This window comes from Streptomyces sp. DI166 (genome assembly GCF_900091315.1).
Taxonomy (GTDB): Bacteria; Actinomycetota; Actinomycetes; order Streptomycetales; family Streptomycetaceae; genus Streptomyces; species Streptomyces fuscus.
In genome coordinates this window covers 1-22254 of the sequence record NZ_FLSP01000083.1, presented here as the reverse complement: position 1 = coordinate 22254, position 22254 = coordinate 1, and the positions used below count along the sequence as shown (strand labels likewise).

The 22254-nt window shown below is 70.3% G+C and carries 17 protein-coding genes and 1 tRNA gene; 4 read left to right on the top strand and 14 right to left on the bottom strand.

Annotated elements, in window-relative coordinates; genetic code table 11:
• Positions 1 to 36 precede the first annotated feature (36 nt).
• Both GA0115233_RS30990 and GA0115233_RS30985 read left to right on the top strand, forming a co-directional pair.
• The gene (locus tag GA0115233_RS30990) at positions 37 to 420 is read left to right on the top strand and encodes a DUF5955 family protein (protein WP_093723637.1); all 384 of its coding nucleotides are present in this window, start codon (positions 37 to 39) and stop codon (positions 418 to 420) included.
• Between the two features lie 110 nt (positions 421 to 530).
• A complete protein-coding gene (locus GA0115233_RS30985) occupies positions 531 to 827 on the top strand; it encodes a hypothetical protein (RefSeq protein ID WP_093723636.1) in 297 nt (98 codons plus the stop codon).
• Positions 828 to 834: 7 nt separating this feature from the next.
• On the opposite strand, the gene GA0115233_RS30980 is transcribed toward GA0115233_RS30985, so the two are convergent.
• The 6 genes from GA0115233_RS30980 to GA0115233_RS30955 all read right to left on the bottom strand — a co-directional run bounded on the left by GA0115233_RS30980 (position 835) and on the right by GA0115233_RS30955 (position 11343).
• On the bottom strand, positions 835 to 1899 hold the full coding sequence (locus GA0115233_RS30980; protein ID WP_093723635.1) for a hypothetical protein: 1065 nt from the start codon (positions 1897 to 1899) through the stop codon (positions 835 to 837).
• A 188-nt stretch (positions 1900 to 2087) separates the two neighbouring features.
• The gene (locus GA0115233_RS30975; RefSeq protein ID WP_093723634.1) at positions 2088 to 2492 is read right to left on the bottom strand and encodes a type II toxin-antitoxin system VapC family toxin; all 405 of its coding nucleotides are present in this window, start codon (positions 2490 to 2492) and stop codon (positions 2088 to 2090) included.
• 9 nt (positions 2493 to 2501) lie between these two features.
• On the bottom strand, positions 2502 to 2699 hold the full coding sequence (locus tag GA0115233_RS30970) for a hypothetical protein (protein WP_093723633.1): 198 nt from the start codon (positions 2697 to 2699) through the stop codon (positions 2502 to 2504).
• Between the two features lie 288 nt (positions 2700 to 2987).
• Positions 2988 to 3425 (bottom strand): DUF4259 domain-containing protein, encoded by a 438-nt coding sequence (locus tag GA0115233_RS30965; protein WP_093723632.1) that lies wholly within the window; start codon positions 3423 to 3425, stop codon positions 2988 to 2990.
• 19 nt (positions 3426 to 3444) lie between these two features.
• A complete protein-coding gene (locus GA0115233_RS30960) occupies positions 3445 to 9963 on the bottom strand; it encodes a golvesin C-terminal-like domain-containing protein (protein WP_093723631.1) in 6519 nt (2172 codons plus the stop codon).
• Between the two features lie 171 nt (positions 9964 to 10134).
• Entirely contained in the window at positions 10135 to 11343 is a 1209-nt protein-coding gene (locus GA0115233_RS30955; RefSeq protein ID WP_093723630.1) for an RNA-guided endonuclease InsQ/TnpB family protein, read from the bottom strand.
• Between the two features lie 161 nt (positions 11344 to 11504).
• On the opposite strand from GA0115233_RS30955, the gene GA0115233_RS30950 reads away from it, so the two are divergent.
• Complete coding sequence (locus GA0115233_RS30950) at positions 11505 to 11891, top strand: BlaI/MecI/CopY family transcriptional regulator (protein ID WP_093723629.1); 387 nt, start codon at positions 11505 to 11507, stop codon at positions 11889 to 11891.
• A 5-nt stretch (positions 11892 to 11896) separates the two neighbouring features.
• Entirely contained in the window at positions 11897 to 12823 is a 927-nt protein-coding gene (locus GA0115233_RS30945) for a M56 family metallopeptidase (protein WP_093723628.1), read from the top strand.
• A gap of 222 nt (positions 12824 to 13045) precedes the next feature.
• Here the strand turns inward: GA0115233_RS30945 and GA0115233_RS30940 are convergent, their stop codons facing one another.
• The 8 genes from GA0115233_RS30940 to GA0115233_RS30905 form a co-directional block, all read right to left on the bottom strand.
• On the bottom strand, positions 13046 to 13405 hold the full coding sequence (locus GA0115233_RS30940) for a DUF4190 domain-containing protein (RefSeq protein ID WP_093723627.1): 360 nt from the start codon (positions 13403 to 13405) through the stop codon (positions 13046 to 13048).
• A 74-nt stretch (positions 13406 to 13479) separates the two neighbouring features.
• Positions 13480 to 13935 (bottom strand): tellurite resistance TerB family protein, encoded by a 456-nt coding sequence (locus GA0115233_RS30935; protein WP_093723626.1) that lies wholly within the window; start codon positions 13933 to 13935, stop codon positions 13480 to 13482.
• 95 nt (positions 13936 to 14030) lie between these two features.
• A complete protein-coding gene (locus GA0115233_RS30930) occupies positions 14031 to 15032 on the bottom strand; it encodes a sporulation protein (RefSeq protein ID WP_093723625.1) in 1002 nt (333 codons plus the stop codon).
• Positions 15033 to 15149: 117 nt separating this feature from the next.
• The gene (locus GA0115233_RS30925; protein ID WP_093723624.1) at positions 15150 to 15920 is read right to left on the bottom strand and encodes a hypothetical protein; all 771 of its coding nucleotides are present in this window, start codon (positions 15918 to 15920) and stop codon (positions 15150 to 15152) included.
• Entirely contained in the window at positions 15920 to 19879 is a 3960-nt protein-coding gene (locus GA0115233_RS30920; protein WP_255310418.1) for a GDSL-type esterase/lipase family protein, read from the bottom strand. Before GA0115233_RS30920 ends, GA0115233_RS30925 begins: the two co-directional genes overlap by 1 nt.
• Before the next feature lie 67 nt (positions 19880 to 19946).
• The gene (locus GA0115233_RS30915; protein WP_093723623.1) at positions 19947 to 20432 is read right to left on the bottom strand and encodes a hypothetical protein; all 486 of its coding nucleotides are present in this window, start codon (positions 20430 to 20432) and stop codon (positions 19947 to 19949) included.
• 44 nt (positions 20433 to 20476) lie between these two features.
• Positions 20477 to 21337, bottom strand: coding sequence for a hypothetical protein (locus GA0115233_RS30910; protein ID WP_093723622.1), 861 nt, complete (start codon positions 21335 to 21337; stop codon positions 20477 to 20479).
• A gap of 642 nt (positions 21338 to 21979) precedes the next feature.
• Positions 21980 to 22052: transfer RNA gene (locus tag GA0115233_RS30905), tRNA-Lys, on the bottom strand.
• Positions 22053 to 22254: the final 202 nt, after the last annotated feature.

The following is a 22254-nucleotide window of genomic DNA, read 5'->3' as shown; positions in this document are numbered from 1 at the left end:
GGGGGAGTCCCGCACCGCACGAGGAGGAAGATCCGGATGTCCCAGCAGCCCCCCGAGGGGACGAACTACGGCGTGCAGCAGTTCGGCGGTCAGAGCCAGGTCGCCAACCAGGCCGTGGGGCCCGGCGCACGGGCCACGGCCGGCGCGATCTCCTTCCAGTCCCTCACCGCCGACCAGCGCACGGTGATCGACGACCGACTGGCCCTGGTGGAACGCCTCCTGGACGAACACCGGGCGGCCCTCCCCGACCAGGACACCCCCCGCGCCGAACTGCGCCGGCTGCGCGAGGAACTGACGGAACCCGAGCCGGAACCGGGCGTGGTCCGGCGCGCGCTGGACCGCCTCGCGGCCTTCGCCGAGCCGGTGACCGCGCTGTCGGCGGCGGTGGCGGCGCTGGCGCAGGCACTGCCCGCTCTGTGACGAACGGGACGAACGGGACGGTTCCTGTCACAGGACGGCCACAGCGAGCTCAAAGACGCGGGTGATGACGGATGATGCCCTCTCATCATTGTTGATCTCTGGGGGACATCTTGAAGACCCGTACCGCCGTCGTCGCCGCCCTGCTCGCCGTCGGAACCCTGGGCCTCACCGCGTGCGGCAGCGACGACAAGGCCGACCCGGCCGCCTGCAAGGCCGCGGTGGCCGAGCAGGTCAGCGAGGCCGTGAAGAGCGGCAAGGAAATGGGCGAGGACCGGCCCAGCGCCTGTGACGGGCTCAGCGAGAAGGAGCTGGACAAGATCGCCCGCGAGGTCGCCAGCAAGGAGATCGAGGACTCCCTCGGCGACCTCCAGGAGAGCCTGGACGAGCTGGAGCAGTCGGCGCCCTGACGCGGACTCAACTGACGGGGATCGGCCACTCCGGTCCCCCGTCGTGCCCCGGCTTCAGGAAACGGAGCCGGGGGGCGGGGTCGTCGTCGCGCACGGTGACAGCGACCAGGGCGCTCTGGTCGGGAAGCCAGACGAGCCCGCGGTCCAGCAGCCGCTCGTGGGAGGGCAGCCCCGCGGCCCACTTCGGCTCGCTGCCGTTCAGCGGATAGACGCTGACCTCCTTCCCCTTGTGCCCGCCGCTGCCTACGCCGACGGCGACGAGCGTCCCGTCCGGGGACGGGGCCACGGCTACGGGGCTGTGCCGGGTGTACCAGGCGCCGTTGTCCCCGAGCGCGGGGGTGGTGAACCCCAGGACCCGGTCCTCCGAACCGGCCGCGGTAAGCAGTCGCGTGCCGTCCGGGGTGAGCGCGAGGTCATTGAGGTTGCTGCCGCCGCGGCGCTCGTCCTTGGCGAGGGTCAGCGTCTTGTCCGTTCCTACGGTGTAGGCGAGGAGCCGGGCCGGGCTGAGATGCGGCTGACTCGCCACGAGTACGGTGCCGGTCGCGGTGAGGGCGGGGGCCCGCTCGAAACGGACCGCGCTGCCGTGCTGGTCGAGCTCCAGCTCGGGTTTCCCGGCGGCGGTGTCGAGGCGGGCGATCCCGCCTTCCCAGGCCTCGCATCCGTAGCCGATCCAGAGGAGGGTGCCGGTGCGGGCGAGGTGGGTCGGACAGACGTGTTCCTTGCCCCCGGCGACGGCGTAACGGGCGGTCTCCTTGTGTGTCGCGGTGTCGATGGCGGAGACGGCGTCTGCGGCGGAGAGAGCGACGAAGAGGGTACGGCCGTCCTCGCTGAGCACCATGCCGTGAGCACCGGGCTGGTTCTCGATCAGACGGTGCCGGTTGCCGGCCCGCTCCCGGTGCGACAGCTCGGCAACGGCGATGCCCTGTCCTCCGGAACCTCCACTGACGAACACCTGCCGGTGCGCGGCGTCGACGACTGCGGCGCCGTATCCGGGGAGGGGGAGGCCGTCGTGGCCTTTTCCTACGGCGACTCCCGCGAGCCCGCCCACGAACAGGGCGGCACAACTGAACACGCTGACAAAGGCAGCGACACGTCTCCTGGCCATACTTGAACGAGAGCACAGGTCGGCGTGTGGGGCGGCTTGGGTTACTCCGGGGAGAGTTGGGGGTCACCTGATTGGGGCCTTGGGCTCGCACGCCGTGCTCAGAAACCCGGCATTGTCGCCACATTGCTGATCATGTCGGTCGGGCTCGCCGGCAGCTACTCCGTGCCGAGGAGGCGCAGACCGTGGTGGACTTGGAAGTCCTCGTAGTCCTTGAGGTTGAGCGTGGCCAGCGGCAGGTCGTAGGTGAGAGCACAAGCCGCGATCCACATGTCGTTGATCGGCCGTGGGCGTCCGCGCTGGATGCCCGCGGCTGACAAGCGGCCCCAGGTCGCGGCGACGGCTTCGTCGCCGGGCAGGATCGGGATGCCGGAGAGCCAATCCGCGAGTTCCTGGCGGCTGCGGGTGCCCCAGTGGCGGATCTCGGTCCACTTGGTCAGTTCGCCGAAGGTCACGAAGGTGATCAGCGGCTTGCGACCGATCAGCCTGGTGGCGAGCGGGCCGGTGAGCTTGCGCTTGTGGGACAGCGAGGCGACGTCAGTGTCCAGGATGACGGGTTGCACGGGGACGGCTCAGGCGACGTCGCGGTGACGCTCGGCGTACGTGAAGGCCAGGAACTCCTCCAGCTCCTGATCCGACTCGAAGGTGTCGGCGGCGAGGTCGTCCAGGGACCGGATCGGCTGGGTGTTCTTCGCGGCCAGCAACTCCTCGACCGAAACGCGGGGCCGAAGCGGTGGGTAGCCGAAGTACTCCCCGTCAGGTGTGCTCATCGGGACCTCCACGGGCCGGGATGTGACTACCAAGGCCAGCATACGGGGGCCGATCCGTGCTGACAGGGGGCTTCACCCCACGGAACCGATCTCCGAACGCGCGTGCGCCGATCCTCGCCGCCATTGTCGGGATCTTGGGCCCGTTGGCCTGCCCGGGGGGCGGGGTCCCGCCGCAGCCGTCGTCGCTGACGTTGCCGCTGCATCGAACCGCCAAGGAGCGCCACCGAATCACGCTTCCGTGGGGCTCCTCGCATGCAGTTGCAGCTCGGGGCGATATCGGTCAGGAGGCTACCAAGAATCGTCCTCGCTGACGGGCCGCAATACAGCTCTCAAACTGTCGATCGCGGCCTGAGCCTCTTCCCTTTCGCCAGCGTCGACCCAGCTCCTCCAGAACCAGCCATCTGCGGGCAATGTCAATTCCAGCGCCTGAATCGCAGACGAGGCCAGGGGAGGCGTAATGGGCTTCGCCAACCATTCCGTGATGCTCGGATATTCTTCGTTCCAAGCCAAGGAACGCCCGGCTGGAACATTGGCCGCGACCACAGCGGCAGCAGCCATTACTTCCTCAGGCAGCACAGAGGAGGTTGAACTTCCGCTCGCCTCAATGGCAGCACGGAACGTACGCTCAACGACTTCCAGACGCTGCGGTGCGAGCTGTTTTTCGAGCTCATCGAGGAAGTCTTCTGCGGTGTCGCTGTCGAACGGGCCCGAGCCCCAGGTTCCCATCACAAACTCCAGTAGAGACTTAGGGCAGGTATCCGCCGATTGGAAGTTCGATCTCTGGATTTCTCCGGTTCAAGAGCCTTACACCCTGCGATGTCAATCCATCCATGACTGTCTGCTCAACTCTGCGTGCACCTACAGCTCCAATCCCGGAGGGGAGAGGAATCCAAGTGACGTTCACGACATCGTCGGCACTATATCCGGCTTTCCTCACCGCATGCTTCGACCTCATGGACTTGTTCACCCGAGTCCGCATGCTGTCAACGCTACTGCCAACATACTTGGTTCCATCATTTAGGTGAATGGTGTAGACGCCAGCCTCATTCGGGACATCGAACTTCGTTCCAGGGTTCGGACAATTTGCATTGTGAACGAGTACTGGTGTCTCGCCCGCCAGTACAAAATACGTCCGCAGATCCGCGACGCTCAGATTGTGCACCCTCGTCTTCCGGGTGCTCTTCTCGACCGTCTCGGCCTGCACGTACGTGCCCGCCGATGTGCGTAGCCACTGGCCGGGCTTCAGGTCTGCTGCCTTTGTCCACTTGCCCGTGTTGCGGACCCAGAACGGGTGGTTCTCCGTGGCCGTGAGGGAGGACTTGCGGGTGTCCTTGTTCGTGACCGTGACCCGGACCAGCTTCTTCTCGCCCTTGGAGGTGATCGGGCGGGTGACTTCACGCGGCCGTGGTTCGGAGTCGTCCGGGTTCGCCGCCAGGACCCGGTCGCCCTTGTGGATCTTCTCGATCGGCTTGGTCGTTCCGTCCGCCATCAGGACCCGTGTGCCCGGCACGAAGCTGGAGGGACTGGGGCAGCCCTTGGGCTGGGGGGCCGGTTCGGGGGTCTTCTCCTTCGTCGGCGGCGTGTCCGGCACCGCCGACTCCGTCCGTTCCGCCTTGTTCAGCGCAGCGCCCCCGTCGAGCGCCTCGTCCACCTGCTTGCCTGCCTTGCGGGCGATGCGCGCCGCGCCGATCGCGTTGCCCGCGACCGGGATCGCCGAGGCCAGCGACAGCCCCGCCTCGACGTAGTTGCCCTCCGCCAGGTACAGCAGCCCGTTCGCGACGTCCGCGATCTCGCCGACGCCCGGGATCATGCCCGCCACGTCCAGCACGGAGTGCGCCAGCTCGCTCCACGACATCCCGAACAGGTGGCCGTCCAGCTCCACGTTGCTGATCGGGTTGCCGCCCGCGAAGCCGTAGCGGTTCTGGGTCCAGGGGTCCGTCGCCAGGTCGAGGTCGGCCAGGGCACCGTTGTACATGTCGCGGGACAGGAACTGGTTCAGTCCCGGGTTGTAGTCCCGGAAGCCCATGTCGTACGTGCCCGAACCGCCGTCCCAGCGCCGTGAGTTGAAGCGGTAGAAGTTGAACGGCTCCGACGTCGGGTCCACCACCGACGGCTTGTCCACGCCCGTGAAGGCCGCCTTGTCCGCCTGCCCGTACGCCGTGTAGCCGTACGTCGCCTTCGTGTTGCCCTTGTCGTCCGTGATGTGCTCGACGTCGTTGTGCGGGCCGTACCCGAAGAACACCGTCTCGGGGTCCTTCGTGCCCTCCGTGTCGAAGGTGACCTGGGACAGGCGCTCCCCCGCCGGGCCGTACTGGTACGTCCGGCTCAGCTTGCCGTCCTTCTCCTCGGAGAGGAGCTGCCCGCCCAGGCCCAGGTAGTGGAAATCGGTCGCACGGCGCTCACCGCCGCCCGACACACTCGTACTGGTCCGGCGGTCGAACGCGTCGTACTCGTGCTCCGCCACCACCTGCGCCCGCCCGCTCCCCGAGCGCGTCTCGATCAGGCGGTCGAAGCCGTCGTAGACGTTCTGCTGCGCGGGCTTGCCCCCGGCCGTCACCTGGGACAGGCGGCCGTAGACGTCGTACAGGTACGACGATTTCGCGCCCGCGGACGTCGACGACAGCAACCGGTCCCGGTCGTAGTCGAACGTCGTCTCCGTCTCGCCGATCCGCTGCTGGACGACGTTGTTGTTCGGGTCGTACCGGTACGTCTCCGTGCGGTCTGGGCCCTCGCCCGTCTTCTTGACCTCAATGCTCCGGTTACGGGCGTCGTAGCGGTACGTCGCCACCGTGTCGAGCGTGTCCCCGTGGTCGTCGGCGTCCATCTTCACCGAGGCGTCCCGGGTGCGGTTGCCGTCGGGGTCGTAGTCGATCTCGTGGCGGGAGACCAGCTCCCCGCCGCCCTCCTTCTTCTCCTCCTGCACACTCAGTGCGCCGTCGAGGTAGTGCCAGTGGTCGACGGTGTTGCCGTTGTCCTTGGTCTGGCGCTTGAGCCGGCCCGTCGGCCACCAGGTGAAGGTGGTCTTCTTCGCCTCCCCGTCCGTCGACGGGCCCTCGGTCAGCGCCTCCTCGACCAGCCCGAGCGTGTTGTAGGTGTACCGGGAGCTCTCCGGGTCCCGGCCCGCCGCCGTGACCCGGTGCTCCAGCAGGTTGCCGTCGGGGTCGTAGGCGAAGGTCGCCCTGCGCGGGGGACCGCCCCCGCCGTCCCGTTCCTCCACCGCCGACGGGCGGCCCAGCGGGTCGTTGCCGACCTCCCAGGTACGGGAAGGCGAGGACGGCGCGCCCTCCGTGATACGCGTGACCAGGCCGTCGGGGTCGTAGGCGTAGTGGTACTCGCGGGCGTCCTCGCGACCTTCGCGCGTCTCCTCCACCTTCACGAGTTCCACCGCGTCGGCCAGCACCAGCTTCCCCGGCGCGTCCTCCGCCCCCGAGACCGCGACCCCGTACTCCTTCCCGGCCTCGAAGCGGAACCGCCCCAGCTCCCGCCACTCCCCGGACCCCTCGCCCTGGTCCACCGGCACGACGGCCCGCCCGCCCTCGTGCGGCACCGCGAACTCCGCGCGCCCGCCCTTCTCGTGCCGCGGCCAGCGCGCCAGCACCCGGTAGGTGCCGTCGCTCGGCGCGGCCAGCTTCCAGGTGAAGGAAGCGGAGCGGTCCTCGGCGGGGTGGGTGCGGAAGTCGAGCCCGAAGCCGTCCGAGCCGGACGGCTCCTCGGCCCACCGTCCGGCCGCCTCCGTGCGCCCGGCGTCGGAGTTGTCGAGCAGGACCGTCTCCCGCCCGGCAGGCGTGCCGGTGTCACGGTGCTCGGCGAGGCTGCCGTCCGGGTGGTACCGCCAGCTCATGGTCCGCCGGGTGCCGCCGCCGTCCCCGGTCAGCGTGCGGGAGAGCTGGTTGCCGACCTTGTCGTAGGCGTAGTCGGTGCGGATCTGCCAAGGGTCGGTGCTGCGCCGGAGCAGGCCGTCGTCGAAGTAGGTGTAGCGGGTGACGCTCGGGCGGCCGGACGTGCCGGAGGGCGGGTTGTGCACCTCCATGAGGTCGCCGACCTCGTCGTACACATGCCGGACGCGGTGCGGCTTCGGCAAGCCGGGGTCGTCCGGGTCGTAGGGCAGGACCTGCTCGGCGACCCGGTTCAGGGGGTCGTAGACGGTCTCCTGCGCCAGGGTCTTCTTGTTCTCGGCGACCGAGCGCGGCGTGAAGATCTTCGTGCGGTTGCCGGCCTCGTCGTACGCGTAGCGGGTGATCCGGTACTCGATCCGCTCCTCGGGCAGCTCGCACTTCCTGCCCGGCGGGCACGCGCACTCGAAGCGCCGCTCGTCGCCGAGCCTGTGCGGGGCGCGGATCTGGACCGGGGCCCCGGCCGCGTCGAGGGTGGTCTCGGTGGTGGCGCCGCACTGGTCGGTGACCGAGACGAGGTTGCCGTCGCGGTCGTAGCCGTTGCGGACGGTGTTGCCCTCGGCGTCGGTGACCGCCGTGATGCGGTGCGCGAGGTCGTAGGTGAAGCGCTGGTCGGGGACACGGGCCCGGCGGTCGTTGGAGCGCGGGCGGGTGACCGAGAGGACGTCGCCGGCGCGGTCGTAGACGTAGGTGGTGCGGCCCCTGAGGGGGTCGGTGGTCTCGATCAGGCGGTGGAGTTCGTCGTAGGCGAAGACGGTGCGGTGGCCGCGCGGGGTGGTCTCGGCGATGCGGTTGCCGACCTTGTCGTAGCTGTAGCGGGTGGTGCGCTCGGGGCCGCCGTCGTCGCTGTTGGGCGGGTCGACGACGGACACCGGGCGGTCGGCGGCGTTGTACGCGGCCCTGGTGACGGCGCCGTTGGGGTCGGTGGCGCGCACCACGTTGTCGTTGCCGTCGTAGGCGGGCGCGGGAACGCGGACCCAGCGGTCCTCGGGGTCCTCGGCGGCCAGGTCGCGCGGCAGCACCGCGCCGAGCGGGCGGCCGAGCAGGTCGTACTCGTAGCTGCTGGTGCGGCCCTTGGCGTCGGTGACCGCCGTGACCGCGCCGACCGCGTCGTACCGGAACCGCGTCGTGTGCCCCAACGCGTCGGTCACCCGCGCCGGTTGCCCGGTGGGCCCGTACTCCGCGAACCGGGTGCTGTGCCCACGCGGATCGGTGCTCTCCAGCAACCGCCCGCGCTTGTCGTAGACGCTGTACGAGGTGTACGGCGCCTTGCGCGGCCCCTGCGCCTTCGGCGCGGCATCGCCGCCGGTGTTGCCGCGGGGGTCGGTGACCGAGACGACGTTGCCGTGGCCGTCGACGCCGAAGGTCCAGCGGCGGCCCTCGGGGGAGACCTTCTCCACCAGATCGGCGACGTGGCCGCGCAGGAAAGTGCGGTAGGTCAGGCCGGTGGAGGCGCGGTCCTCGGGGTCCTTGGCGTTCTCCTCGGGGCCGGTGATCTCCAGCGGGTAACCGGTGCGCGGGTCGTAGCGCCAGGTCGTCACCGCACCGCTCGGCTCCTGCAGGCGGCGGACGTTGTTGTCGGCGTCCCAGGCAAGCCTCGTCCTCTCACCCTTGGCGTTGGTGGAGACGACGGCCCGGCCGAACGCGTCGAGCCGGAAGGCGGTGCGCTCGCCGCTCGCGTCGGTGACGGTGATCAGGCGTCCGTGCTCGCTCCGGTCGATGCGGGTGGTGCCGCCCATGCGGTCGGTGAGGGTGGTCACGCGGCCGTGCCCGGCGGTACGGGGCTCCTGGCGCCGCGGCTCGTAACCGAGCCCGGTCCGGCCGCCGTTGGGGTCGGTGATCGAGGTCAGCCTGCCGGAGTCGTCGTAGCGGAACCCCATGGACCGGGCCGCGGGCGACCCGGCCGCGTCGGTGACCCTGCCGAGCAGTCCGCCCTCGCCGTACGAGAACTCCACGCGCCGCCCGTGCACATCGGTGACCGAGGCCAGCCTGCCGCCCTCGCCGTACGCCAGGGTCAGGACCCGGCGTCCGGAGGCGTCGGTCACCCGGCGCAGCCGCGGCTCGGCCGCCAAGTCGTCCTGTTCGTAGTGGAATCGGAGGGTGTTGCCGTTGCCGTCGACGACGGCGGTAGGGCGGCCCTCGGCCGAGAAGTGGAACTGGGTGCGGTCGGGCCGGGTGAACACCCAGCGCCGGTCCGGGGGGCCGCTGCTGCGCTGGAGGTGGAAGTGGACGCCGGCCGGGTGGGCGTAGTCCCAGTCGCGGGGGTTGTCGCTGCCGTGCCGGTCGAGGCGGAAGGTGTGGCTCGTGCCGTCGCCGTCGATCATGCGCACCGAGTCCGGGAAGCCGATGCCGATGTTCTGGCCGGTCTCGAAGTGCAGGGGCGAGCCGAGCCGGGTGAGCGTGGACGCCGACAGCGACCAGCCGGGTCCGGCGACCGTGTCGGAGGCGTCCTGGGTGTTGTGGGTCAGGCGCAGGAAGGCGGCGGGGCCGAGGCTGGGGTGGGCGAAGAGGTTCCAGCTCGTCGCCGCGTTCCCGTTGGCCGCGTTGACGGCGACCGCGGCTCCGGCACCGGCTTCGGCGCGCGTGTACTGGTAGAACCGCTCCAGCCCCAGCCGGTCGGACCCGGCCCGCTCGACGACCACCCTCTCGCGCGCCTGCGGGACCGGCCCTGCGGGCGGCTCGGCCTCCGACAGCCAGCGGCGCGCGGCGCGGTCGTACAGGTCCCAGGTCAGGAAGAGGGAGCCGCGGGTGCGCGGCAGGTCCGGGGCGCGGACGACGGCGCGCAGCTCGGCGGACTCGCCGGGCGCCAAGTCCTCGGGCAGGGCGGTGAGACGGTCGACGGGCCGCTCGCCCTTGCCGTACGCGTACTCCGTCCCGTCGGCCCGGTACCAGCGCACGCCGAGGGCGATGTCCCGTGCGGGCCAGGCCTGTTGGGCGGTGTCGGTCACGGTGACCCGCACCCGGGTCCGGGCTCCGGGCACGAGGCGCCGAGGGGCGGCTGGTGCGAAGTACGTGACCCCGCGCGGCGGTTGCTCGCTGGCCGCGCGCTCCCCGGAGGCCTCGCTTGCCGCGCCGTTCCCGGAGGCCTCGCTCGCCGTGCCGTTCCCGGAGGTCTCGCTTGCCGCGCCGTTCCCGGAGGTCTCGCTTGCCGCGCGGCTCCCGGAGGCCGGGCGCGGCCGGTGGGGCAGGGCGTCCTCGGAAGGCAGCAGCCGCCCCGGATGCCGTCCGGGCTCCGCCCGCCAGTTGGGCGCGGGAACACCCGCGCGGGACGTTTCCCTGGCCGGGGCGTGCGCCCCCAGCAGCGTGGTCAGGACGCAGCAAGTGAGCAGGAGGACAAGCGGGGACGGAGACCGGGACCGACGGCTGAACATGGACCCATTACATTCCGATGATCAACAATTACATAGCGTGACATTCGGAGTGCGTGTGCGCCATCCGGACGAAATGGGGCCGGAACCGGTCGGCGCGCGGTGTCCCTACGATGGACCGGCCGTGAAGTGCGGGGCAGCGGAAGGGAGACAGGGCTTGACTTCCTCCCCCGCCTAAAGGCGGGGGATTCCAGCGGTCGCCCGCTGGGTTTCCTGCTTCACCGACGACCGCCCCGTCCGGGAGGACTCCCGTTGAGGTCTTACACCGTCTCCACAGGCAGACGCCGCCAGCCCGGCGGCCAGAATGTTGCGAGCCGCGTTCACATCGCGGTCATGCACCACGCCGCAGTCGCACGTCCACTCACGGACGTTCAGCGGCATCCTCGCCGCGACCGTGCCACAGGCCCCGCACAGCTTCGAGCTGGGGAACCAGCGGTCGATCACAACGAGTTCGCGCCCGTACCAGGCGCACTTGTACTCCAGCATGGAGCGGAGCTCCGTCCACGACGCGTCGCTGATGGCGCGCGCGAGCTTGCCGTTCTTCAGCAGATTGCGGACGGTGAGGTCCTCGATCACGACCGTTTGGTTCTCACGGACGAGCCGAGTCGACAGCTTGTGCAGGAAGTCGCGGCGCCGGTCGGCGATCCGGGCATGGATCTTGGCGACGCGGCGGCGGGCCTTATCGCGGTTCGCCGAGCCCTTCGCCTTCCGCGACAGTTCCCGCTGCGCGCCGGCCAGGCGGGCGCGGTCGCGCCGCTCGTGCTTCGGGTTGGCGATCTTCTCCCCGGTGGACAGCGTCACCAGGGAGGTGATCCCGGCATCGATGCCGACCGCCGCCGTGGTGGCAGGCGCGGGGGTAATGGTGTCCTCGCAGAGCAGGGAGACGAACCAGCGCCCGGCCGCGTCGCGGGACACGGTCACCGTGGTCGGCACCGCACCCTCCGGGAGGGGACGCGACCAGCGGATGTCCAACGGCTCGGCCATCTTCGCCAGGGTCAGCTTCCCGTCGCGCCACTTGAACGCGGAGCGGGTGTACTCGGCCGACGCCCTCGACTTCTTCCTCGACTTGTACCGGGGGTACTTGGCCCGCTTGGCGAAGAAGTTCCCGAACGCCGTCTGAAGGTGGCGCAGCGCCTGCTGAAGCGGGACGCAGGACACCTCCGTCAGGAAGGCGAGCTCCCCGGTCTTCTTCCACTCCGTCAGTGCGGCCGACGACTGCACGTAGGAGATCCGGCGCTGCTCGCCGTACCAGGCGCGAGTGCGTTCCTCCAGCGCCTTGTTGTAGACGAGGCGGACGCAGCCGAACGTGCGCGACAGCTCGGCTGCCTGCTCGTCCGTGGGGTAGAAGCGGTACTTGAAAGCCCGCTTGACCTGCTGCGTCATGCCTCACATCGTATCAGCTTCCGTGTGAGAGGCGGCTGTTGGCCGGTGGTCGGAGGACGCCGGTCCGCCCTGGCGGCGAACCGGCTTTCCCTGCCCTGCTCCGCAGGAGCTTCGTTTCCTCCCCCGGCTGAAGCCGGGGGTATCCACGAAGGAAGGACCCGATGACAGATCACCGGCGCCCCCGGCGACGGGGGCAGGGCGAGCTGGAGGCGCAGGTGCTGTCGGCGCTGCGCGAGGCGGACGGCCCGGCGACGGCGGGCTGGGTGCAGGAACGGCTCGGCGGCGACCTCGCCTACACGACGGTGATCACGATCCTGACCCGGCTGCTGGCCAAGAACGCGGTGACCCGGGAACGCGCCGGACGCTCCTTCCTGTGGACCCCGGTCTCGGACCAGGCCGGGCTCGCCGCGCACCGGATGCGCAGGCTCCTGGACGGCGAACGCGACCGGGAGGCGGTGCTCGCCAGCTTCGTCACCTCCCTCGAACCCGACGACGAGCGGCTGCTGCGGGAGCTGCTGGAAAAGGCGGAGGACGACGGGGAAGGCTGAGCCTCATGGGGCTGTTCGTCTTTCTTCCACTGGTCCTGCCGCTCACGGCGTGGCCGGTCGCCCGTCTTGCCGAGCAGCATCTGCATCCGCGCGTCGCCACCCGGCTGCTGACCGGCGTGGCCGGGGTGATGGCCGTGTGCAGCACGGTCTGTCTCGCCCTGCTGATGGTCGTCGGCACCGCCCAACTCCCCGGCAACCCGCTCCCGGACGGCTGGTCCGACCCCGAGGTACGCGCCGCGGTGCCGTACGACGGGGTCGCGGGCCGGGTGGCGATCCCCGCGCTGCTGGCGGTGGCCGTGGCGTGCGGGCGCACCCTGTGGCGGCACGGACGGGCGCGTCGGCGTGCCCATCGGGCGCTCGCCGCACTCCCGGCCACCGAGGTCGCGGTCCTGCCCGACGCGACGCCGTACGCCTACGCCCTGCCCGGCCGGCCCCGGGACCGGATCGTGGTGACCACGGCCCTGCTGGCCGGACTGCGCCCCGCCGAGCGCCGCGCCCTGTTCGCCCACGAACGGGCCCACCTGGCGGACCGCCACCACCGGTTCCTTCTGGTGACGCAACTGGCGGCCCGGGCCAACCCGTTCCTGCGCCCCTTGCGTACGGCCGTGTCCTACACGACCGAGCGCTGGGCGGACGAGGAGGCGGCCCAGACCCTCGGCGACCGCCGCACCGTGGCCCGGGCGATCGGCAGGGCGGCCCTGGCCTCCCGCGGCACCCCGGCCCCCACCCTCGCGGGGCTCGCGGCACCGGGGCCGGTGCCGCGCCGGGTGGCTGCCCTGCTGGGGCCCGCTCCGGCGGCCCGGCTGTCCGTGTTCACGGCGGTGGGGGTGGCGGCGTGGACGGCGGCGGCCGGGGCGGCGGTGTCGGCGATGTCGTCGGCCAACTCGGCGGTGACGATGATGACGATCCTGTACGCGGCGACGCCGCTGTGAGGCGGCGGGGGCCGGTCCGCTGCGACCGGCCCCCGGTACCGATGTGCTGCCACCGGCCCCGGTACCGATCCTCTGCCACCGGCCCCCGGTACCGATCCGCTGCCACCGCCAGGATGCCCAGTCCACTGCGACCGGCAGGACGCCGGCCCTCTGGCACCGCCAGGATGCCCAGTCCACTGCGGCCGGCAGGACGCCGATCCGCTGCGACCAGCGGGATGCCGGTCAGCCGCCGTCCGTGAGCACCGCCAGTCCCGCGATGAGCCCGACGAAGGCCAGGACCGCCAGGACGCAGACGAGGAGCACGAGCCAGCCGGTCAGGACGGCGACGAGCGCGAGTCCGCGCCCGTCACCGTCCAGACGCCGGCCCCTGAAGCGCGCGATGTGGCCCGTGGGAATGGCGACCAGCGCGCACAGCACCGCGCAGCCGATGAAGATGCCCGGATTGATCCAGGCGATGCCCGTGGCGAAGTTCCCGAGGAACGCGATACCGCCGAGCGCGAAGAAGGCGCTGACCTTGGCGGTCCGGTTGCGCCCCGCGGCCGACGCGCGGGCCGGTGCCTGCGGGTGAGCACGGCTGCTCATGACGGTCCCCCTGCCGACGCGCCTGACATGTCCGCCGACTGATGCTACGGGATCACCGTGGGGCCGGTGCCCGCTCAGAGGTCGAACTCGTGCGGCGGAAGGTCGAGGGCGTAGCACGCCTCGCGGACCACGCCCTGCTCGGTCTTGTCGAAGTCGCCGTCGGCGCCGCCGATGACAATGCCGATCTGGATGACGGCGCGTGCCTCGGCGGGCTTCTTCTTGGCCTTGGCGATCTCCTGCATGACGCTGACCTTGCCGAAGGCGAAGTCGGCGGTCAGCTTGTTCAGGTTGTCCTCGAAGCGGCGGCGCAGGTCGTCGGCGTCGAAGTTCTGCAGTACCTCGTTGGTGGCGATGAGCTGGGCCACCCGCTGCCGCTCGGACGGGTCGACGGTGCCGTCGGCGGCGGCGACCAGGGCGCACATCGCCATGCTCGCGTCGCGGAAGGCGCCGCTCTTGAGCTCGTTCTTCTTCGCCGTCAGCTGCGTCTGCATCGTCGACGCGGACTCCTTGATGCGGTCCCAGAGGGCCATGCGAACTCCATACGAGAGAGGGCTTGCTTCTACAACACTGTAGAAACGGTGGGGACGGCGGCGAAGTTCCCGCCGTCCCCGCTCGGCCCGGAGCCTCAGCCCTCGTCCTCCTCGTCCCCCTCGAAGAAGTCACCGATCTCGTCGACGACCTCGGCCGCGACCATGCCGCCCACGACACCGACGGCCAGCCCGGCGGCACCGGCCGCGACGGCGGTACCGACGCCGGGCCCGGAGTGATGACCGCCGTGCGAACCATGACCGCCGTGCTCGCCGTGACCGCCGTGACCGCCGTGACCGCCGTAGGAGCTGTGACCGCCGTAGGAGGCCCGGTGCTCGACGAGTTGCCGCAGCCACCCCTCGACGACCGAGTTCCAGTCCGCCCCCTCGGCATCGGTGTGCGAGACGGTGAACCGGGTCAGCGCGTCATGCCCCTCGGAGAAGAACCCACCGCGCTTGTCGGCCTCGATGACGACCTCCATACCGGCGGGGTCGGCGAGGAAGGTCACCTCGACCTCGGTGAAGTGCTGCGCGTACACCGGCGAGGGCGTCAGCTCGATCTCCTGGTAGAAGGGCAACCGCTGCCCGGTCCCGCCGATCCGCCCGTACTCCAGATCCGCCGACCGGAACCCGAACCCGAGTTGCCCGAAGGCCTCCAGTACGGCCTCCTGCACGGGCAGCGGACCGACCGCCAGCGGATCGAGGTCGCCCTTGTCCTTGGCCCCGGCGACCGCCAGCTCGGTACGCACCCCGAGGACGATGCCGAGCGCCTGCCCGTACAGCTCGGTGATCGGGGTCTCCCAGGGCACCGTCACGGTGAAGGGAACGCTCTGCTCGGCCCCCGCCGCGAGCCGGAACCCGCCCCCGACGGTGAACCGCTCGAAGGCGACGACCCCCTCGCCCTCACCCTCGTCGTGCTCGACCTCGACCCGGGCGACGAGTTCCAGGGTGATGTGCTCGATGTCGAAGTCGGCGTTGCCGCCCTTGAGATGGACCTGCCCCGAGAGCGGCCCACCCGGCCGGACCGCCCCCGCGTCGAGCACCGTGTCCACCGTGGGCCCGCCCACCCCGAGCGAACCGAGCAGCCGTTTGAACACCATCGCGGTGTGAACTCCTTCGTATCCCTACGGTCTGACGCGCCGTCGAGAACGAACGGGACCTCCCGACCGTCCTCTACACGCGAGTAGAAGCATAGGGTCGGAAGGCCCTGCCGCGGATCAACACGAAGACGCCGGAACCGCCGTGGTGGAGTCCGGGATGGCGTCGTCGGCGGGGCGGGCGACCCGGTAGCACTGGGAGGTCGTCGCGTCGGCGGTGGAGAGCACGGCGAGGACGGTCACCGTGTCCGCCTCGCGCACCACGCTCCTGACGTCGTAGGAACGTTGCTTCCCAAGGGGGTCCAGGGCCTTCCGCACCCCGGCCTTCGTCAGGTCCTCGGGATACATGCTCCCGATGCGCTTCCGCACGAGCTGGGCCAGCCCGTCGATCTCCGTAGCGGGACGGCACACGGCGTCGTCCCGCTCGGACACCCGCGACGTCCACGCGCGGCCGGCACCCGGGGTGTAGATGACGACGAAGCACCGTGTCACCCGCACGGGTCCGCCACCCCAGATCGCCTTCTCCTCGTACTCGGTGAAGCGCCGGGCCGTGGCGGTGAACCCCCGACTGGAGTCGTCGTAGGTGATCACGGGCGCCTTGCTGTGCCGCCAGATCACACCGGTGAGGGTGTCGGCGTCGGTGGCACCGCTCTCGCCGAGGGCACGGACCGTGTCATCCGCGTCGGCCCTGGCCTGCTTGAGGATCGACGCGTAGGCCTCGTCCCTGCGGTCGCTGTTGACGGTCCCGTCGTGCCAGTGCCGGTACCACAACGAGCCCACGACGACGCCGAGAACGGTGATCAGTGCGATCAGGACGGTGAGACAGCCGGTGGTCACGAAGCGGTGCGCCCGCCCCGTGACCACCGTGCCGCCGGTCTGGTCAGCTGCCACTAGCTGCCCTTGTACCCCATGTCGGCCAGTGCCTTGTCCATGACCCGAGCGTAGCCCGTGGTACCGGCGTTCTTCGGGTGGAACGATTCGAGGCTGGCGCAGACGTTCTGACCGGGCCAGGGCAGGCAGGGCGCCTGGTTGGCCGGGTCGCCGTCGTGGAAGTCGCCGTCACCGTTCGGACCCGCCACGACCCGGTTGATCCACTCGTCGCTGTCACAGATCCCGTGTCCCCTGAACGCGGGGATCGGGTCGGCGAAGGCGACCTTGCTGCCCGACTTGCGCAACTCCTCCACCTTGGCCTTCTGCTTGTCCCGCACATAGTCGGCGAGCGAGTTCAGGGCGTCGAAGTTCGCCGTCACACACGGGCTGTCGCTGACCAGGCGCGGGTAGCCCATGAGCACGATCTGCGCGTTCGGGGCCTCGGCGGCGATCTGGGCGAGGAGCATGCCGGTGTCCTCGACCGCCTGGTCGACCTTGCCCCGGTAGTCGTCCGGGTCGCAGACCCCGATGACGTAGCAGTTCGTGACCGCGTTGGTGAAGTTGTCCCCGTCGTTGCCGCCGATGGTCAGCATGACCAGGGTGGTGTCCGCGCTGAGGACGCCGGAGTCGAGCTGGCTCTTCTCCCGGTAGTTGCCGATCTTCCCCCACGGCGTGGGGTTGCCCGAGGTCATCTGCCAGGTGTGCGCGCCGGAGCAGCTGACGTCCAGGAAGTCGACACTCGTGCTGCGGGCCTTGGACAGTTCGCCGAGGCTGGAGCTCTGACCGGGCAGCACGACCTTGCGCGGCCAGGAATTGTCGCTGCGCCGGCAGGCGTTCCAGGTGCTCTTGCCGTGGTCCCGGTCCGACTCGGGCGAGTACGACCCTGCTCCCTCACCGGAGGTGTAGGAGTCACCCATGGCGACGACCATGTGCTTCGGCTTGCCCGCCAGCGGCTGGAAGGCGACGGCGTCCCAGGCGACGTCCTCGTCCGCGGTGCCGTCGTCCGTGGTGTTGGTCAGCTCCACCCGGGGAGTGCCCGTGAAGCGGTAGACACCGAGTTCGACCCAGGTGTTCTTGCTGAAGTGGGTGTTGACGTAGCGGTGACGGTCACCGCCCGCGACCCCCTTGATCACGTAGTGGGCCTGCTGGGTGTGCGCCCCGGTGTCGGGCATGTGGGCGTAGACGCGGGCCCAGTCGACGTCGCGGCCGAGGGTCCAGGTGCCGTCGATGGTCATCCGGCCGCCGGGGCCGCCGAGATGAGCGGCGTCCCGGGTGTGCGTGTACCAGAAGTGCCCGCCGAGACCGCCGCCGATCTGGTGCAGGTCACCCTTGGCCTCGAACGGGCCGAGACCCGGCCCGGTCGCCGCCGGGTTGGGGTGGAACGTGAACTGGAAACTCCCGGCGTCCGTGCCGGACGAGCCGCAGGAACTGTAGGTGTCGGTGTTGTCGGGGACCGACTCCACGATCAGCGCCCCGGCGGGGGCGCTGTTGCACTCCGGCGTGCCGTACTTCAGCCGGGTGCCACGCCCCGGTTCCTCGCGGAGGGTGACGTACTTGATGTTCTCGTGGCCGCAGTCGGCCTCGCAGTTCGCCTTCCACGTCACGTTCGCGCCGCGCCACCAGTACTTCTCGTAGCACTTGGCGTCGGGGCAGTCCGGCGGGTTGGCGGCGTCGCAGTTGTTGGTGTCGTTGCAGAACGCGTCCAGCGGCGGCTTGACCCGGTCCCGCTGACCGGGGTTGACCCACCAGGCGGGCCGGAAACCGGCACTGGAGAACCCGGACTCGCCGGGCCAGTCCTGCCGTCCGTCGGTGGAGTAGGAGTAGCCGGTGTCCATGGACCAGGCCGCCCAGCCCATCACCTTCTCCTGGTACGGCCAGTTCTGCGGCTTCGCGGCGTCGCGCGGGTCCGACATGAACGGGTGCCGCGAGGCCGGGTAGAAGGGGTTCGCGGGGTTGTTGTACCAGCCCAGGCCCCAGGGCTTTCCGTCACCCTTGTTCTCGTTGAAGCCGAGGTTGTAGTTCCACAGCGCGGCGAACCAGTTCTCCGGCTTCGACGGGTCGTCGTTGTTGACGGTGATCTTCTGGCCCGCGGTGTGCACCTGGTTCCACTTGTCCGCGAGGATGTACATCGACGCGGCGATGTTGACCGAGTAGTCCAGGGCCACCGCCCGCTGCTTCGCCGGGGAGAGGGAGGTCTCGCCCTCCTTCTCGTACCCGGCCAGGCGCATGCCGTCGGTGACCTGACCGACGCCGTAGCCGCAGTCCGACAGGGTCCACTTGATCTGCCAGTACTCGGCGGAGGTCTCCCCCTTGTGCCCGTAGAACCCGGCGATCGCCGCCTGCGGGTTGCCCATCTGGCCGGGGATGGCACCGCCCTCGGCCTGCCACAGGTTGGACTCCTGGGCGAGTACGCCCAGCAGCACCTGGGCGGGGATACGGCCGCCGCCCTTCAGTTCGGGGGCCGGGAACATGCCCTGCGGGTCGACCGTTCCCAGGCTGGAGCGCCAGCCGCCCTGCTTGATCCACTTGGCGCGCAGCTCACCGCGGATCGCCATGTTGACGGCCCACTCGACCTGGTTCGGGGTCGGCTGGAGCGCGAGCGCCTTGACGTCGTTGCGGGGGATGGAGCACCAGCGGTCCGTGTCGACCGGGTTGTTCGCCCGCGCGTCGGCCTGCGGTGCCCGTGTCCCCTTCCCCGCGGCCCGGCCGCTCTCGCCGGTCGCGGGCAGGGCGGGCGAGAAGGACTCCTTGCCCGTCGCGCCGGTCGTGTCGGCCACGGTCTGGGTGATCTTCTTGCCGGTGGCCGTCGCGACGCTGTGGACGGTGGGCTGCGCGGCGTCCTCGTCCGTGGGGTCCTCGGTCATGCGCTCACGGGGCGAGGGCTCGGCCTTCTTGAAGCCCTTTCCGGCGTTGCCGATCCGGTCCAGGCCGGTGCGTACGCCGGGCATCAGCACGGGGTCGACGGCCAGCCGGCCGTGGCTGGACACCTCCGTGCCGGCCGGGACGTCCAGCCGGGTCACCGCGGTGCCGCCGAGCTCGGCCTCGGTGGTGTCCCCGGTGAGGAAGGCGCGGCCCCCGGTGCCCTGTTCGAGGGCGACTTCGCCGAGCCTGCCCTTCGCGAGCGTGGTCGGCGTGCCCCGGCCCTTCCACAGCCTGGCGCGGGCGGTGGAGCCGTCACGGTCGAGGAAGGCGATGCCCTTGCTGGTGGGGCGGATGTCGAACGGAACGCCCTCGGCGGCGGCCAGCGTCCGCCGCTTGCCGTCCTCGGGGTTGACGTGCACCAGCTTGCCGCCGTGCGCCGCGACGAGTCCGTCCTTCACCGGGACGGCCGAGGTCAGCTGACCGTCGACCTTGGTGTCGGCGGCGGTCCTGCCGCTGGTGTCCACGGTGACGAGCCGGGTCCGGTGGTCGCGGAACGCGCTGAACACGGCCGTCCGCGTCTCGGGGTTGCAGGTGGGGTCGAAGTAGGCCAGCGAGGCGGTGAAGGGCAGCTTCGTCACCCGGCCGGACTTCAGGTCCACGACCGCGGCGAACGCCCCGCCCTGCATCAGGTCCGGCTTGTTGGTGAACGTGCGCGGCGCGTACACGACCGCGGCGTGATCGCGGTCCATCACACAGGAGTTGCCGATCCACGCGTCCGCCGGCATACCGGGCTCGGCCAGCGTGGCGACCGTCCGCCACTCGTAGGCGTCCTTGCTGTCCGCCACCAGGATCTTCAGACCGCCGCTGTCCGCCGCGGTGGTCACCGCCCGGTCCGGCGAGGTCCGCCACTGCTTGCCGAGCCGCTTGGCGGGGTCCGGCACGCGCGTCGGCGGATCGGATGCCTGCCCGCCCGCCGTCTGCCCGCCCGACGCCTGAACGCCCGACGGCTTGGGATCGGCGGGGCCGGGGTCGGCGAACGCCGGTGCGGCTTGTATGAGCCCGGTCAGGACCGCGGTGGCCGCGAGGCCCGCGATCCCGGCGAGGGCCGGTCTGCGCACTCTCAACTCATCTCCTCCAGGTGGGAGTTCTCGGGCATGGCTGAGGAGCCCTGCCGGGCGCGGGGGGTCAGGAACTGGTCCACTTGAAGGAGGCGTTCTCGTTGTAGACCTTCTCGAACCGGCCGATGGTCTCGAAGGGGCTCAGCACGTCCTGCGCGCCCTTGTAGCCGCTGCGGAAGTACACGCGGGCGATGTACTTGTAGTGGTCGTTGCGCGCGGAGGCGGCGTTGTTCTTGATCTTCTGGTCGGAGCCGGGCCAGGGCGCGGAGGCGCCCATCTGGCAGAACCGCAGCGGGTAGTGATTGGGGTCGCCCGCGCCCGCCTTGAGGGAGCCGAAGTCGTAGACGGAGTAACCGATGTTCCGGTACGACCCCTTCAGGTTCGAGTTGTAGAAGATGTGGAAGTCGAACGCCGACCTGCGGTGGTCGTCACAGGCGGACGGCGAATAGAGGTTGTGGTGGTCGCCGTCCAGGGCCTGGGCGTTGGGGGCCATGGTGAACACGGTGGCGAGGGCGGCACCGACGACCGCGGCCCGCTTGACCGGATGAGACATGGGCTGTGATCTCCTTCGTCGTGCGGTGGTCAGTCGTGCGGTGGTCAGCCGAGGGCGCGTGCCTTGGCGACGGCGGCCTTGATGCCGGCCCGCTGCGCCTCCAGTTGCGGCAGGCTCTTGCCGATCTCCTCCTGCTGGATGCGGGCTTCGGCGTCGAACCACGTCTTCTCGACGTCGAACTTGTCGCGGCAGGCCACATCGGCGACCGCGGTGTCCTTCTCCAGCGCGCTCGCCGTGCCGGCGGCGAGGAAGCGCGGGTCCTCGGCGGCCTCCATCGGCTGCTCGTAGCGGTAGCCCTTGGCCTTCATGCACTGCGACCACTGGGCGAAGACCTCACGCACCTCGGGGGTCTCACGGGCCATCTGGTAGGAGTAGCCGCCGATCTGATTGACCAGCGGTGACACGGCGAGGCGGGGCACACCGCCGTCCGCCTCCTCCACACAGGAGCGCAGCGCCTCGCGGTCGGTGTCGCCGGACCGGTCCTGCGCGAGGGCCTCGTCGTACGCCTCCTGCTCCGCCGGGTCCGGGTGGTAGCCGTACGCCCGCGCCTCCTCGGCGTCGTGGATGCCGTAGCGCCAGTCGGTCAGGGTCGTGCCGCCGAGGTCCGGGAGGTCCGGCGCCGGGGTCCACTCGGGCAGGCCCTTGCTCTCCATGCACGCGTCGATCAACTCGTCACGCGTGGCGCCGACCATGCGTGCCTGCGCCTTGGTCGGCGCGTACGTCTCCACGGGCAGCCGCCAGGTGGCCGGGTCCTCCGGGTCCCCGACCACGGCCTTCGCCACGGGTGCCGCGGCGGCGGCCCGCGGAGCGGAGTCGTCCTGGGCGAGGCTCGTCCCGGCCACCGCCAGAAGAATCCCGCCGGCCACGGCGAGGGGAGGTAGGGCCAGTTTGGCCATCGGCTTCACGTCTGTTCCCTTCCGGTCAGAACTGCTCACGGACGCGCCGATCGGCGAGCCCGCTGTTACTTCGTTGGGAATGGGTGAAAACGGGAGAAGTCGGGCCGAACACAGCTCTGTACCGGCGACGGGGCTCGACTCGGCGAGCTACACCACGGCGACGGAATCGGCCGGCCCCGGGGAGGAAAACGTGCGGCCGTCCCCGTGCGGGACGGCGGCGCGGTCAGCGGGCCGAGCGCCTCGGCGCACCACGACCGGTCGATGTCGAAGCCGACTGTCGGCAGTACGGCATACCGAACTCCCCTTCCCCCGTAGCGGTACCGGTTTCCCGGTCGCTGACTGAAGTGCCTTGAGCGGATGGTCAGTTCCGCCCGACACTTCAGTCACCATAGGCGCAGACCAACCAGGTGTTACAAGACTTAACTTCCGCCCCACGGCCTGGTTGGCGTGAACCCTTCACATCACCCACCCGCCATTCGTGACTTTTCGGGGTGTTCTCTGTGAAGGCCCAGTGCAGGACGGCCGAAAGTCACCCATAGGGACGCGTCCCCCCACCCGACGCGCCCCGAAAACGCCACAGCGCCCGAGCCGACCGAAGCCGACTCGGGCGCCGCACAGCAGGCCAGGGGTGGTACACCCCGCCCGCACCGGTAGGCCCTGTGGGACTCGAACCCACAACCAATGGATTAAAAGTCCACTGCTCTGCCAATTGAGCTAAGGGCCCAGGGCGATGTTGCCTCCACGAGCATAGCCGGACGCGGGCGTCTCTCCGATCGGGTATCGGAGACACGGCCGTGTCCGCGTACCGGAGCCGGTGGATCACGGCCGGTTCCACGCGCCCGAAGCGGCGGCACAGAACCCGCGAGGTACCGAACAAGAAGGCCCGCACGACCGTTCCGGTCGTGCGGGCCTTCCCCACAGTCTCT